Raw genomic sequence first — 14,808 nt, forward strand, 5'->3', positions numbered from 1 at the left:
GATTTACACTTTCCAGATGATGTTGCGGCGATACATCTGCCACAACACCAGATAAAAAACGATCAGGCAGGACAGCGCAAAAGCCAGCGAACCGCCGTAACTGCCAAATAGGGGTTCGTATATGGCACCGAACAGCCACTGCTTGAGGGATTGCCCCCCCACAGGAATCATGATCAGCAAGCGCCCAACTATCCCCGCCAGCATAAACAGCGCAATGGCATTGACACCAAACACCAGCAGTGGCGCCAGTGCCCGCCGGTGACGGCGCACATCCACCAGGAAAAAGAGTCCCGACAGCAACATCAGCGAGGCACCGCCGCTGATCATTACAAAGCTGGGCGACCACAGGGCTTTGTTGATGGGTATCCAGGGGTGCAGCAACTGCCCGCCAAGCAGCAACAAGCCTCCCCACACAAGCCAGCCCCTGCAGAGCTGCGCACAGCTTACGCCGTCGCGCTCGCTGCGCTTCCAGGCCAACCCCGCCAGGACTCCCACCAAAGCCGTGGCAACCGCCGGCAGTGTCGTCAGCAGCCCCTCGGGATCAAAGGCGAAAGGTTCCGCATTGCGATAGTAAAGGTGGGCGCTGCCAAGCAGCTTTTCATCCAACCAGGCGGAGAAATGATTGCCAAACAGCAGCTGTCCGCGAAACAGTTCGCCCTGCTCACTGGCGTAGGGCACATACATCATCAACAGCCAGGGCACTGCCACCAGGGCAACTGCTGCCGCGGTCAATCCCCGCGGCGACAGCCAATAGACCAAATAGCAACACAGGATATAAACCAGCGCGATCCGTTGCAGCACCCCCAGCCATCGCACTCCCACAAGCCGGTCGTCCAGCCAGCTGTAGGATGGATCGCGGAAGTTGTAGAAAAAGACCGCCAGAAAAAGCCCCAGCGCAAACAGCCTCAGACTGCGGGACCACTGTGTCCAGCCTACCCGGGGAAATTTCCTATTGTTGCCGTTTGCCAGCACCATCGATATACCCACCACAAACAAAAACAGCGGGAAGATCAGGTCGGTGGGCGTCCAGCCGTGCCACTGCGCATGGGCGAGAGGCGCATACACATAGGACCAGTTGCCAGGGTTGTTGACCAGCACCATGGCGGCGATTGCCAGCCCGCGCAACAGGTCCACGGCCAGTACACGCCCCGGCGGCAGCTTGCCGAGTATTTCCGACAGGTGGCGAGCCGGCAACGGCTAGTCCTCCCGGTAGAGAAGATAGGGTTTGCGCCGCTGGCGAAAATGCTGCAAATCCGCCTGCCAGCTGCGCCGGATCTGGGCCTCACTCTGGCCGGCCATCACGGCGAGACGCAGCCGATCGGTGCCGGCCAGCTTGTCAAAAAAACTGGCGCGGGAAAAAAATTCAGGACCGGTTTCACCGGTGCGGCCCACCCAGTCAATCAGGTAACGCAGAGTAAAACGACTCGGCTGATCGGCCCGGCGCAAATCGTCGCCGTGTACCTCCAGTCCGCGGTACTTTGGATTCTCACTCGCGCCGGGTACAGGTCGCGGCACGAATACCAGCTCCCCTTGAGTGTCACTGGGGTGACCGACCACCTGGAACGGAAACCGGGTACCGCGGCCGATACTCACCGTCGTGCCTTCGAACAGGGCCAGTGATGGGTAGAGGCGCACTGAAAGGTCATTGGGAAGATTGGGTGAAGGCTTGACCGGCAGGGAGTAGTGATCCCCCTTGCGATAACCCGCCGCGGGAATCACCGTCAGCTCACACCGGGCGTCCCCGTCGAGCCAGCCCTCGCCGTTGATCATGCGGGCCAGCTCACCCACGGTCATCCCGTGTACCAGGGGGATGGGGTGCATGCCCACAAAGCTGCGGAACTTCGGTTCCAGTACCGGGCCATCCACATAGTCGCCGTTGGGATTGGGCCTGTCCAGGACCATCAGCTGCACCGAGTAATCCGCGCAGGCCTGCATCAGATAGTGCAGAGAACTGATATAGGTGTAGAAACGCACCCCCACGTCCTGAATGTCGAACAGCAGCCAGTCCAGGTCCTGGAGATCCTCCCGCGACGGCGCATAGTGTCCGCCATACAGGGAAACCACCGGCAGGCCGGTGGGCGCATCGACACCGTCCGCCACCTTGCCACCGTTTTCCACGTCACCCCGCACACCGTGTTCCAGGGCAAAGATGCGTTTTATCGCCACCTTGTTGGCGCGCAGAAAATCTATCAGGTGCTGTCCACCCACCCGGGAAGTTTGGTTCGCCACCAGGCCCACGCGTTCTCCCTGCAATAGCGGGAGATACAGGTCACCCCGCTCGGCACCGATCCGCAACGCCGAATCGGCGCAGGCGGGCAACCATACCAGCGTGAGCAGCAGTGTTATAAGGGAGCGAGCAAAACTCATAAAAACTCCATCTGGCCAAGCCGTTTTGGTCAATGCCCTAGGGCCTACTCTACCGGCACATCGAAGTACTGATCCGGCCAGGGCTCGGGCTTATAGGTAAAATGCCACCATTCCTGAGGATAGTTGACGAAACCCCGCGCGCGCATCGCGTCCCGCAATAGCATGCGATTGCGATAAGCGGCGGAGCTCTCCAGCGGGTATTCGGTGGCCGAGCGCTCGTCCATAAAATCAAACGGCGTTCCCATGTCCAGCAGATTTCCGCTGGCCAAATCATAAAGGCCCAGGTCTACGGTGGCGCCGCGGCTGTGCCCGGACCTCTGTGCGATATAACCGCGCGCAAACAGCTGGGCTTTTTCCTCGCGCGGATAAAAACGCTCTTTGGTACTGTGGTCTTCTGCAGTGCTGGCCCAGCGCACAAAGTGGTTCACCGCACTTTGCGGGCGATAGCAGTCGAACACTACCAGGCCGACCCCGAGCACCCGCAGATCCGTGGCGACCTGTTGCAGGGCAGCGGCGGCTTCCCCGGCCAGCAGGCATTTGTTGGCCCGGTAGCCGTCCAGTGGTTCACCGACGAGGTTGTCGCCGGAGAAATACTTCATATCGACACTGATACCCGGCGACGCAACACTGACCAGTTGCGGCGCGCCGCCAGTGCTGCAGCCGATGAGCAACGACACAATTGTCGGTAAAAAAGCAATCAATCGCATCATCACCTATCGCTCCGCTGCAAGCAGCAGCCAGGCCGCTATAGTTGTTGCATCTCGCCGATGCCGGCATCCTGCTCAGAAAGGGTCATGACCCGCAGCGCCGGCACACCGTCCAGGGTGCGCACCCCGTGCATTTCAAGATCGTCGCGCTCGCAAACAAAAGATTGAATGGCCGCCAGAATATCCGCGGTAATCTCCTGCCCCGGCACCAGTAGCGGTATCCCGGGTGGATAGGGGACCACCTCGTCACAGGCGACCCGCCCCACCAGTGCCGATGCCTGATCGCCGTTCAACGGCAGCTTTTCACCCCGTGCAAAATAAGCCGTGCGCGGCAGTACACCGATCCGGCTCAGGTTTGGCAGGGACTGGCCGTCGGCGGGAGCCACCGCCCCCCCGGCGGACTCGGACAGCCTGCGCAGCGCCTGTTTGAGGCGCAGCACCTTGCTCTCGGTAGTACCGATGGTGACCAGAAAGGAGAGCGTATTGTGGGTGTTTTTTTCCAGCTGGATTCCAAAATCGCTGAACAGCTTCTGCTGCACATGGGGTGCCGACAAGCCCGCGCATCCAACGTCGATAGTGACCTTGGTGGGATCGAGCAGAATAGCGTCCTCACCCAGCTCCGCGCTGCAGATATCTTCCACCGCGAGACTGCGAAAGCGTGTGGACTCGTGCACAAACTGGCGGATTTCCTGCGCGAAATCGAGCGTGCGCTGCATGACTTCGTAGCCCTCAATACTCATCTGCTTGCGCGCCATATCCAGACTGGCAATCATACCGTACTGCGGGCTGGTGGAAGTGTGCATATTGATATCTTCGCGGAAGCCGGCGACATCGAAGTCTTTTACACCGTGCCCCACGTGAATCATACTGGCCTGCGAAAATGCGGACAGCATCTTGTGGGTGGATTGCGTTACAAAATCCGCTCCGCACTCCAGTGCAGTGGGGCGCAACTGCGGATGGAAACGCCCGTGTGCGTACCAGGCCTCGTCGATCAATACGTACAATCCCCTGCTGTGCGCATAGTCGATAATGGGCTTGAGATGGTACCGCAAACCGTCGTAAGTACAGGAGGTCAATACCAGCAGACGCGCCGATGGCGTGCGGTCAATCGCGTCAAAAATAGTTTTGCGGGGTACCGGGCCGTAGATTCCGTATTGCTGGTTTACCGATGACTCCAGATACACCGGCACTGCGCCACTCATGATCATGGCGTGGTGGACGGATTTGTGGCAGTTGCGATCCACCACCACGCGATCGCCGCGGCGCAGGAGGTGCTGTAAAACGATCTTGTTGGAAGTCGAGGTGCCGTTGGTGACGAAGTAACTGTAGCGCGCCCCGAACGCCTTGGCGGTCAGCTGCTGCGCCTGGTGTATCACGCTGCTCGGATCCATCAGCGAATCCAGCATCTTCACACTGACGGAAAGGTCGGTGTTGAAAATATGCTCGCCCATAAAACGGTGAAAATCCACTACCCAGGGGCTGCAACTCAGGCTGTCACCGCTGGAGTGGCCGGGCGTATGCCACGAATCCCGGGCGGCGTAAACATATTCGCGCAGTGCATCGGCAAAGGGCGTGGCGGTGCGCTCCAGCAAAATCCTGCGCAGAGTGCGATAGACTACGCCGTAATTGGACTCGGCGCGGGATATGACACTCTCGTAGGCACCATCGTCGGCGGGCGCCCGGTCCGCGGTCAACAGCACACAGTCGATCTCGGCCCTATAGCCGCGCAAATAGTTATAGCAATCGGACGAGACTTCCCCCTCCAGACTGCTGTCATCCAGGGCGACTATCTGTGTGCGGCCGTCTTTGAGCAAATCTTCCAGTTGCTGCGGTGCTACATGAAGGAAACTGAGCCGGATCGGTGAGTCCTGGTCGGTCTCGGCCACCTGGGCCAGCTGGCTGACCCAGCGCACACCGAACTCACGCTCCGCGGTCACCAGGACTATTTTACATTCATTCATCAGGTGCTCTCTAAAGTTACAGCAGCACGAAACCCAGTGCGGCAAATCCCAGCGCACTGACAGCGCCGGCGAGCAGGGCATAGGGCAATTGTGTTCTCACGTGTTCAATATGTTCTGTGCCGGACGCCAGCGACGAAACGATCGTCGTATCCGAAATGGGTGAGGCGTGATCGCCAAAAATACCACCGGACAATACCGCGGCAACAAACAGTGTCGGCTCGGCGCCCAAAGCGGAGGCGACCGGAACCGCGATCGGCAGCATAATCGAAAAGGTGCCCCAACTGGAACCTACGGAAAAAGCGATGACTCCGGACACGAAAAAAATCACCACCGGCAGCAGCGCCAGGGGAATCGCATCACCCACCATGCCCGCCACGTATTCACCCGTACCCAGCAGTTTGGACACGGATCCAAGGGCCAGGGCCAGCACCAGTATGACCGCCAGCGGCAACATGCGCCCCGCCCCCTCCATCCAGGTGTGGCTCAACTCATCCAGCGTCATACTGCGCTGCAGCAGGACCAGGGTGGATACGACCGCCAGTGCCGTCAGCGAGGCCCAGAGGACGGCTGTGGAGCCGGAGCCTGCAAAGATATCCCCGTCGCCGGTGATCCACAGGGCGGTGGGCATGGCCAGGATCAGCGTCAATAGCGGCAACAGCATATTCAGCAGCCGCGGCTTGACGTGCTTCGCCTCCCCAACGCTGATGCCGATGTCGATGCCGTCCGGGTCGCCACCACTGGTGCGGGCCTGGGCTTGGGCCATAGGTCCCGGGTTATAGTCGCGGGAGATGGTATAGGCGGTGAGCGCCACGGCGGCGATCGCATAGAGGTTTAGCGGAATGGTGGACAGCAGCACCTTGAGCGGATCCTCTACCCCGAGGCCGTCCAATAATCCTAGATTGAATGCACCCCAGGCGTTCAGCGGAATCAGCATACACACCGGTGCCGAGGTGGAATCGATAATGTAGGCGAGCTTTTCCCGCGCTATCCTGAAGCGATCAAACAGGGGGCGCGAAACGGTACCGGCCACCAGCACGGTGATGTTGGACTCGATAAAAATAACAATGCCCACCAGCCACGCCATCCACTGGGCGCGCTTGCCATTGGTGACCCAGCGGCTGCGTTCCAGAAAACGGACGAAACCGCTCACGGCACCGCAGCGCTCCAGTGTCACTATAAAGGCACCGATCACCAGCGTGAACATCACCACTCTGGCGTCGCCGGGATTGGCCAATATGGCCAGAACGCCATCCAGCGCCTCGGCCAGAGAGGGGAAGATACCGGATTGATTGAGAAGGTAGAAACCCAGCCAGATACCGGCGAACAGCGCCAGGTAAACCTGTCGGGTGAGCAGCGCCAGGCCGATGGCGATAAAGGGAGGCAGCAGTGTAATCCAGGTCAACTCAGTCATACAGCCTCTGATCATTATTATTCATGTCATGCTACCGATTGCAGCTGCGTCGCAACGCCCGGACCGGCGCGCATACTAACCTGTCTGGGGCCAAAAGCCATCAGCTTACCGCCGCTTCCAGCAGGGTCAGGCTGCCCCCATCGCCATCCAGCTCGGCCATGGCGCCCACCGGAATCACCGTCTGATCCTCCACATGGCCGGTCATCAGACCGCGGATCACCGGCACTTTCAATCCACCGCAACGCTCCCGCAACACATGTTCCACGCTGAAGGTATTGCCGCTGGTATCCGCCTCGGTGAATTTGCCGAACACAATGCCGGCCACCTGCTCCAGTTTGCCCGCCAGCCACAGTTGGGTCAGCATACGGTCAATGCGGTAGGGGGCCTCGCCCACGTCCTCGAGAAACAGTATGCGGTTCCGGAATTCCGGTTCGTAGGGGGTCCCCAGCAGGCTGCAGACCAGCGACAGATTGCCACCGGTCAGCCGCCCCCGCGCCCTGCCGCCGCGAAACCTTGTCAAACGGTTGTTGTGCTCGGCGCGCCCTGGCGCAGCCTCGAACCGGGGCGGTGCACCGATTCGAACCGGCCCCTCCCCCCGGACCAGCACCTTGCGGAACTCATCGAGGGTGTAATCGGTGAAATTCTGCGCTGCGATGGGCCCGTGGAAAGTAATGAACCCACAGCGGCGGTTGATGGCGTTTAGCAGCGCCGTGATATCGCTATAGCCCAGCAGCACCTTGGGGTTGCGGCCAATAGTGTCATAGTCCAGCAGCGGCAGAATCCGCGGAGTACCATAGCCCCCGCGCAGGCAAAAGACCGCGTCCACCGAGGGGTCTGCGAACATCGCATTGATGTCCTGAGCCCGGGCCGCATCCGGTCCCGCCAGATACTGGGTGCGCTGGTACAGGTTGCGCCCCTCTTTGACCGCAAAACCCAGCGACTTCACGATATCGATCGCGAAGCGTATATCCTCATCCTCCCAGGCATTGCTGGCCGGTGTCACCAGGCCCACGGTCATGCCCGGCTGCAGCCGCGCCGGCCGCCGCATTTCCCCGGTGTCCGGAGTTGTGGCAGCCGCGGCGGCGCCGGCACTCAGCCCGCCGAGCACTGGCGCCGCCAGCATAGACTTGATCAAACTGCGTCTGTTCACTGTAGATACCCCCTCCAACGCCTAATTGTCAGCACCGATGCGGACAAACCTCAGATCCGGGAAATCGTAACTAAAGTCCACCCCCCGTGACTGGGGCTGCATCGTCAATACAAGCTCCCCGTTTTCGTCGTTGCCGGCAATCAGCCAGGCATCCGCCTCCAGACTGCGGTCGTCCCAGCGCAGGCTCCAGACACCCGTCGCCGCCGCTTCCAGGGTTCCTTCGAGTCGCGGCGACTTAAGTGATCGCCAGCGCAGGCGTCCCTCTGCAATCCCTATGCGCACAGGGCCAAACCAGGGGTCCCGGTAACTGCCGGCCAGCTCTTCATCCTCCAGCGCAGTGCGACTCTCAGGGGGCGGATAATGCTCCGGCTCCTGGGGTTCCGAGGCGCCGCCATAAAGTGCCTGGAAATACGCCAGCCAGTCCCGCTGTTCCGTCTGCAAATAGAGGTTCAGGAGGCTGTATATGAGGGCCTGGCGGGCGACGCCGGCGCTCCGGTTCATCAACACCACCATCGCCAGCTCCTCTTCCGGCACTATCGCGACCCAGGCGTACATTCCCGACAGGGAACCGGTGTGGTGCAGCACCCGCCGGCCGTGCATATCCTGCACCCGCCAGCCCAGTGCGTAGGCGTAGAAATGTGCCCCGTCCCGCTCCGCGCGGGTCTCTGACAGAGGCATCAGGGTGACCGGCCGCCACAGGCGATCCCGGCTCAGTTCGCTGAGTATGCGCCGGCCTTCCGGTGTCACTCCGCCGGCTGACAGTGTGCGCAGCCAGCGCAGCATATCGGCTGCACTGCAGTGCATGCCGCCGGCGGCCGCCAGCACTATGGGCTGGTCGCCGGCCAGATTCGGTGTGTCCACTACCAGAGTGCCGTTTTCCAGCCGGTGCGGATCGGCCAGATTGTCCCGCGCGCCGCCCGGTACCGGACCCGCAAAACAGTGCTTCAGTCCCAGTGGCGACAGCAGCCGGCTCTGCACAAAGTCTTCGAAGGACTGCCCGGAAACTGCCGCAATCAATTCGCCGGCGACGATGTAGAGCAGATTGTCATAGGCGTAGTCAGCGCGAAAGCGACCGCTGACCGGCAGATACTGCAGACCCGAGATGATATCGGTACGGGTAAAGTGATTCGGCTGCGGCCACAGCATCAAATCCCCGGCGCCCGGGCCCAGTCCGGATCTGTGGGTCAACAGATCCTCCACGCGAAATTCCCGTGTGATCCACTCATCGCCGAGACGGAATTGCGGCAGGAAATCGACCACGCGACTGTCCCAGTCAATCCTGCCCTCCTCTACCAACAGCGCCAGGGCGGCGGCGGTAAAAGCCTTGGTGGTCGATGCCAGTTTGAACAGTGTGTGCTCATCCACCGGCCGCGGCCGCTCCACATTGGTCACGCCAAACCCGCGCAGCAGCACCGGCTCACCGCGGTGCCAGATACCCACAGCGGCACCCGGTACCCGCTCTGCGGTCAGGATATGTTCAACCAGCTGCTCTATATCCCGCGGCTTTGGCGGCGCATCATGGCTGCAGCCCCCGACTGCGGCAGCGAGTAGCAAATACAGGATTGCCACTGAAACCTTGATATTCATACGCTCCTCCCCGGCACTCGGCGTCGCGCCCGCCGCCCCGGCAAATCATTTTTATACGACTGACATGCCCAGCTAACCACCGCCCCCGCAGGTACATGCTGGCTTGGCCACCAGGCCCGCCGTTACCATGGCACTAAGCGCTTCCGGCTTGACGTCGAGGCACAACAGGAATAATTTATCAACTTGATCATTTTCTGTAAATATAATTTATTCCAATCCTCTACATCTCGGAGCCCCGCCGTGTCCAAGTCCCACCGCTCGAACCCGATGCTGCTCGCCCTGCTCACTGCCGTGTTGAGCCCCCTATCGGCGCTGGCAGCGGGCAGCCAGGATACCGGCCTGGCGGCTGTTCAGGCGCTGGTGGACCAGGGGCAGTACAGCCGCGCACAGGCCCGGATCTCGCAGTTGCTAGAGCGGACACAATCCGGCCAAAGCCGCACTGATCTGCTGTTTGAAGCCGAGCGTATGCGCCGTATCCAGTTGGACTTCACCCTGCGTGAAAAGGATCTGCTGTCGGCTATCCAAGGTTATATTCCCGACGCGACAGCGGGAGATATCGCAGCCTGGAAGCGGGACCAATTGCTGGAATACAAGGTTATTGACGGCGAGCGCCGCTACTTTCGCAAAGTCGCCTACAACCTGGTACATATCTCGGATGCGGCGGCGCGGCGCAGCAACGACTACCGGCTGTACAGCGAGAATCCACCGCTCTACGCACTCCATAGACATCATCTGGAAATCATCAACGCCGACACTCCGGTTCGCCGGCGCTTCCGCATCCGCTATCGCCTTTCGGTGAACCCGGACGCGGTGCCGGCCGGTGAGACGATCCGCGCCTGGATTCCCTTTCCCAAGGAACTGCCGGGACGCCAGGAAAATATCACCCTGCTGCAGTCGTCCCCCAAACACCACCATCTGGCACCCGCGCAGCAGCCTCAGCGCACCATTTATTTTGAGCAACAGGCGGTGGCCGGCGAGCCCACCCGGTTTGAAGTCAGCTATGCATTTGACAGTATCGCCGCTTACACGAGGATCGATGCCGAAAAAGTCACCCCCAGGGACTCGCTACCACAATCCGTGCAGCCTTACCTGCGGGAGCGTGAGCCCCATATCCGCTTCACACCGGAGATGGTCGCACTGTCGAAGCGCATCGTCGGCGACGAGAAAAATCCCTATCACATCGCCCAGAGACTGTTCGCCTATGTAGACGACATTCCCTGGGCCGGTGCGCGCGAATATTCCACTATCCGCAACATCAGCCGCGATGCGGCAGAAGCGGGACATGCGGACTGCGGCCAGCAGACGCTGCTGCTGATCACGCTGATGCGCCTCAACGGAATTCCCGCCCGCTGGCAGTCGGGATGGGAGTTTTCTCCAACCGCATTCGACACCATGCACGACTGGGGCGAGTTTTACCTGGCACCCTACGGGTGGATGCCCATGGACGTAACCCACGGCAAACTGGGTGATGGGGACAGTTCCGCAGACTGGTTCTACCTCGGCGGGCTGGATGCCTATCGCCTGATTTTCAACAGCGACTACAGCCGGCCGCTGGTGCCTCCCAAACAGCATTTCCGCTCGGAAACCGTGGACTCACAGCGCGGCGAAGTGGAATGGCATGGCGGCAATCTGTATTTTGATCAATGGGATTACCAGTTGAACTGGGAGCTGCTGGAACAGCAATGAACAAGACGGGCGATCGCAAAGGTTGCCCGGGCAATAGCGGCATCCCGAATCGCCGCCCGGCGGCGGGAATAATTCCGCCGGGGGGGATTTACTTCTCGACCGCCAAAAGGCCGCTGATAAGACTCTCGATCACATGCAGCTGTGCGGACCGAAACAGCAGGCGCTGCATGGCTCCATTCTCTTCCGGGGGCACGACATAGAGGCGGATATCGGAGTGGATACTGGCCGCATTGTAATTGTAGCGGGTGAGGCTCATCACTTTCGCACCCTGGGTCCGCGCGGAATTGGCCACTTCCACCAGGGACTCCTCTCCCCCCATGTCGCAGATGATGCACAACAGATCCTGGCCCTCGAGAGAATTGACCATACTTTTCTGCAACTGGCCGCTTTGGTCATAAACAGCCCAGTATCCCAGCTCCAGCAGCTGGTGCGCCAGATACTGGGCTACCGCAGCCGAGCCGGCACAGGCGGCGATCTGGATACAGCGGGTGGCTTGAATCGCAGCAACCGCCTCACGCAGATAATCGGCCTCATTGATATTGGTGGTGTTCTCGAGGACTTCCAGTTTTTTCTGCGCGAGCAGGCGCAGCGGTGTATCCGAGTAGGAAAAGTTCGCGCCAGCCTCCTCCACAAGGCCAGCCCCGAGGCCGCCGCCGGCATAAGTCTCATATACAGCCAGCTTCAGGCTCGGATAACCCTTGTAACCCAGCTTCTGGGAAAATTTCACCACGCTGGACTGGCTCACTCCCACCACATCGGCGAGTTGCTGGGAGGAGTAATCCCGCAGTAACTTGGTATTTTCTAAAATAAAATCGGCCAGCTTGCGCTCATTAACCGACATCTGATCGCGCATCGCGCGCATTTTCAGTAAACACGTCATATCCACCGCTCCAGGAGGCAAACTATCCGTTGTTATCAACCCGGCAATCAAGCCCGCCGTCCGGTATCACCGCTAAAACACTGGCGCTAATGCGTGGCGTCATTGATGTGTCGACGGACGCTGTCAGTCCGCAGCCCGGGCAACAGTTGCCCCTAGCCGCACGCATCCGACAGTCTTCCCGCATGCCCGGTTGGGGAACCCCGGATTGAACCCGCATGTGAATTCAACGGGCTCTGACAGCCGGAGACATCACGCGCTTGATCAAAGGTGCCCGCATACTACACCAATAGCTGCAGTCCTTCGATTTTCTCGATACCCAACCCTGGGGTTTCGTTCAGAATAATATCCGCATCCCGGTAAGTTGCGCCACCGATGACCGGATCATACTGGCAGAGTGAAGGGACATCCAGGTCGAGCTTGGACACTATTGGCGATCTGGCGGCGGCCACATGGGCTGCCGCGGAGACACCGATACTGGTCTCCAGCATGCACCCCACCATGCAATCGGTACCGTAAAGCCCACACAAGTCCACGATTTTCAACGCATTGCGGATGCCGCCAGTTTTCATCAGTTTGATATTGATGATTTCCGCTGCGTGACGCTGAATAACATCCAGCACCTCCAGTGGCCCGAAAATACTCTCGTCCGCCATGATCGGCGTTTGCACCCGTTCGGAAATGTAACGCATACCCTCCAGGTTGCTAGCCTTCACCGGCTGCTCCACCAGTTCCAGCATTACCCCCGCCTCCTCGAGACTGCGGATGGCGGACACCGCCTGCTTTGGTGTCCAGCCCTGGTTTGCGTCGAGGCGCAACAGTGCACGCCCCTTTACCGCCGCGTACACCGCCTTGATACGCTCTATATCCAGACGGATATCCTTCCCGACTTTCAGCTTCAGTATTTCAAAGCCCCGCTCCACCGCACTCTCGGCATCGGCGACCATCTTGTCGATATAATCCACGCTGATGGTGATATCCGTGGTCAGACCACTCTCGCCACCACCGAGGATCTTGTATAGCGGTGTGTCATAACTTTGTGCAAACAGATCGTACAGGGCTATTTCCACCGCCGCCTTGGCGCTGGTGTTGTTGATCATCGCGGTATCTATCTCGGCGGTGAGCCGGTTCAGATCGGCCACATGCCGGTCCAGCAGCAGTGGGGTATAGACACTGCGAACCGCCTCAATTACGGAACCGTGAGTATCGCCGGTAATCACCGCAGTGGCCGGGGCATTGCCATAACCGACGTGACCCGTGTCAGTTTCCAGCATGACAATGACGTCCTCCACATACTCGACTATGCGCAGTGCCGTCTTAAAGGGCGTGATCAGTGGCACTTTGAGCATACCCAGCTTGACATCAACTATTTTCATGGTGGTCCCGATCAAAGAATGGTTTTTATTGCGTAAATACTGTCGACAAAACTCTTGTCGCGGCTCAGCCACAGTGGCTTTAGGGGAGTAACCGAGACCCCGGACAAGGTGCCACTGTAGAAATTCTTCTCGCTGTCGTAATAACGCAGTCCGGTCACGTCGTGAATGACATAGGGCTCTCCGGAAACATCGCCGATATACATCATCACATGCCCGGGTATATAGATCAGATCCCCCACCTGGAGTGAACCCAGAGCGTCCCGGCGCCGCTTTTCATCCCCCTCGCCGAAGAACCGCGTAGGTGCAAACCCGCCCCGCCCCTGCTGGCCCGAGTTGCGCGGCATCAAAATCCCAAAAGACTTGTACACCTCGCCGATAAATCCGGTGCAGTCGCGGCCGTTGTAGTCGTGCCCCCAGCCGTAGCGCTCGCCCAAAAACTTGAACGCCTGGCGCAGCAAGGCGGAATCCCGATACGCCAGAGCCCCCCTGTGCACATCGCGGCTGCGGGCGATCAGGGTCGGTACAAATTCCAGCGAACCATCGGCGGCGCGCGCGGGCAGACTGACTATATAACTGGCGTAGGGATTCTGCCCGTTTACCTGGTAGCCGACATCGGCGGCACTCAGCAGCGGCAGCGACACCCCCATGTCCAGCGCAACCTGCGAAGTGCGGGGATCATCGGGATTGAAATTGGTCTGCACCTGCGCGCCGGTCACCAGCAACCGCGGCTCCCGCTGTGACCAGCGGTCGATTACATCGCGGTCACCGACCGCGACCGCAGATTTTGGCAACCAGGCCGCATAGTGGTAGTTGACCGCAAACCACCAATTGCCATCGGCACTCTCGTGCAATAGTGCCAACCGCTGGCCGGGGAAGACCCCCGTTTCCTGCAGCCGGTCCAAATCCGTATCCTGCGGATTTTTGTAAATACGCATCTGCGTGGGAAAGCTGCGCATGTTCGCCCGGCGCACCACCATTCCCCAGCGCACCCTCACTTCAGCGGGAATACGGGCTCTCTGAGTCGAAGCTTCCAAGGCGGCATAGTCCCGCGGCGTCAGCGGCGAGTCATCGGTATGAAAGCGGGGTGTGGAGGCGGGGCGGCTGACAGTATCCAGTAATGCCAGCACCCGGGTTCGTTTCAGGCGCTGAGGAAACTGGTCCAGGTCATGCAGATACTCGCCACGGGCAAAATTTTTGGCGTTAAAGGTGCCGATCTCTGCCGCAGTCATGCGGATTTCATCGTCCCTTAAGCGCCCTATCCAGTATTCCGGGTCGAGCATCTCCTCCCTGATACCGGGCACGTCCGTCACGAACGCCGGCGCAACAGATGCCGGTGGTGATACCTCTGCCCTGCTGGCCCAGGCGCCGAGTGCCAGGCCGAACAGTATCGGCGCCACTATGGCTGCTGTTGTTGTCATCTTCACCATCATGGCCACCCAGTACTGCGGACGCACCTTCTTGTTGCCGCTGCGATTTTGCCATCAAAAGACAGCATTGATGACAAAAGAATACATTATTCTACAGTCTCGAACAATGATGAATAAATGATTATCAAATGATCTGCAAGACCCACGGGTGCAGGCGGTCGTCTGATGAGAGCCATGGCGGAGGTCGGGGAGACGGTTCCAGCGGCCCCAGCCGCAGTTGATGGACACCCCGCCCCTGGGGCCGGCCGCCAGCCCAGCA

The 14,808-nt window shown here is 59.8% G+C and carries 11 protein-coding genes; 1 reads left to right on the forward strand and 10 read right to left on the reverse strand.

Translation table 11 applies throughout. From position 1 onward, the window contains the following. Nucleotides 1-3 precede the first annotated feature (3 nt). The 7 genes from ABVT36_RS10405 to ABVT36_RS10435 form a co-directional block, all read right to left on the reverse strand. Complete coding sequence (locus ABVT36_RS10405) at nt 4-1,194, reverse strand: acyltransferase family protein (RefSeq protein WP_368456517.1); 1,191 nt, start codon at nt 1,192-1,194, stop codon at nt 4-6. Nucleotides 1,195-1,197: 3 nt separating this feature from the next. Next, nucleotides 1,198-2,367 (reverse strand): exo-beta-N-acetylmuramidase NamZ domain-containing protein, encoded by a 1,170-nt coding sequence (locus tag ABVT36_RS10410; RefSeq protein WP_368456518.1) that lies wholly within the window; start codon nt 2,365-2,367, stop codon nt 1,198-1,200. A gap of 44 nt (nt 2,368-2,411) precedes the next feature. Next, nucleotides 2,412-3,077: a M15 family metallopeptidase gene (locus tag ABVT36_RS10415; RefSeq protein ID WP_368456519.1), complete on the reverse strand. Its 666-nt coding sequence runs from the start codon at nt 3,075-3,077 to the stop codon at nt 2,412-2,414. Nucleotides 3,078-3,112: 35 nt separating this feature from the next. Continuing rightward, nucleotides 3,113-5,035 carry an aminotransferase class I/II-fold pyridoxal phosphate-dependent enzyme gene (locus ABVT36_RS10420; RefSeq protein WP_368456520.1) on the reverse strand — a complete coding sequence of 641 codons (1,923 nt, stop codon included), beginning with the start codon at nt 5,033-5,035 and terminating at the stop codon, nt 3,113-3,115. Between the two features lie 16 nt (nt 5,036-5,051). Beyond that, the gene (locus ABVT36_RS10425) at nt 5,052-6,446 is read right to left on the reverse strand and encodes a Na+/H+ antiporter NhaC family protein (RefSeq protein WP_367149106.1); all 1,395 of its coding nucleotides are present in this window, start codon (nt 6,444-6,446) and stop codon (nt 5,052-5,054) included. Between the two features lie 100 nt (nt 6,447-6,546). Beyond that, on the reverse strand, nt 6,547-7,596 hold the full coding sequence (locus tag ABVT36_RS10430) for an LD-carboxypeptidase (protein ID WP_368456521.1): 1,050 nt from the start codon (nt 7,594-7,596) through the stop codon (nt 6,547-6,549). A gap of 21 nt (nt 7,597-7,617) precedes the next feature. Next, nucleotides 7,618-9,183, reverse strand: a complete 1,566-nt coding sequence (locus ABVT36_RS10435; RefSeq protein WP_368456522.1) for a serine hydrolase — start codon at nt 9,181-9,183, stop codon at nt 7,618-7,620. Between the two features lie 240 nt (nt 9,184-9,423). Between ABVT36_RS10435 and ABVT36_RS10440 the strand changes: the two genes are divergently transcribed. Then, the gene (locus tag ABVT36_RS10440) at nt 9,424-10,869 is read left to right on the forward strand and encodes a transglutaminase-like domain-containing protein (RefSeq protein WP_368456523.1); all 1,446 of its coding nucleotides are present in this window, start codon (nt 9,424-9,426) and stop codon (nt 10,867-10,869) included. 88 nt (nt 10,870-10,957) lie between these two features. On the opposite strand, the gene ABVT36_RS10445 is transcribed toward ABVT36_RS10440, so the two are convergent. The 3 genes from ABVT36_RS10445 to ABVT36_RS10455 all read right to left on the reverse strand — a co-directional run bounded on the left by ABVT36_RS10445 (nt 10,958) and on the right by ABVT36_RS10455 (nt 14,540). Next, entirely contained in the window at nt 10,958-11,749 is a 792-nt protein-coding gene (locus tag ABVT36_RS10445; protein WP_368456524.1) for a MurR/RpiR family transcriptional regulator, read from the reverse strand. A 278-nt stretch (nt 11,750-12,027) separates the two neighbouring features. Next, nucleotides 12,028-13,122 (reverse strand): dipeptide epimerase, encoded by a 1,095-nt coding sequence (locus tag ABVT36_RS10450; protein ID WP_367149111.1) that lies wholly within the window; start codon nt 13,120-13,122, stop codon nt 12,028-12,030. Nucleotides 13,123-13,133: 11 nt separating this feature from the next. Continuing rightward, nucleotides 13,134-14,540, reverse strand: a complete 1,407-nt coding sequence (locus ABVT36_RS10455; protein WP_368456525.1) for an NlpC/P60 family protein — start codon at nt 14,538-14,540, stop codon at nt 13,134-13,136. Nucleotides 14,541-14,808 lie beyond the last annotated feature (268 nt).

This window comes from Microbulbifer sp. TYP-18 (assembly GCF_040932045.1).
GTDB lineage: Bacteria > Pseudomonadota > Gammaproteobacteria > Pseudomonadales > Cellvibrionaceae > Microbulbifer.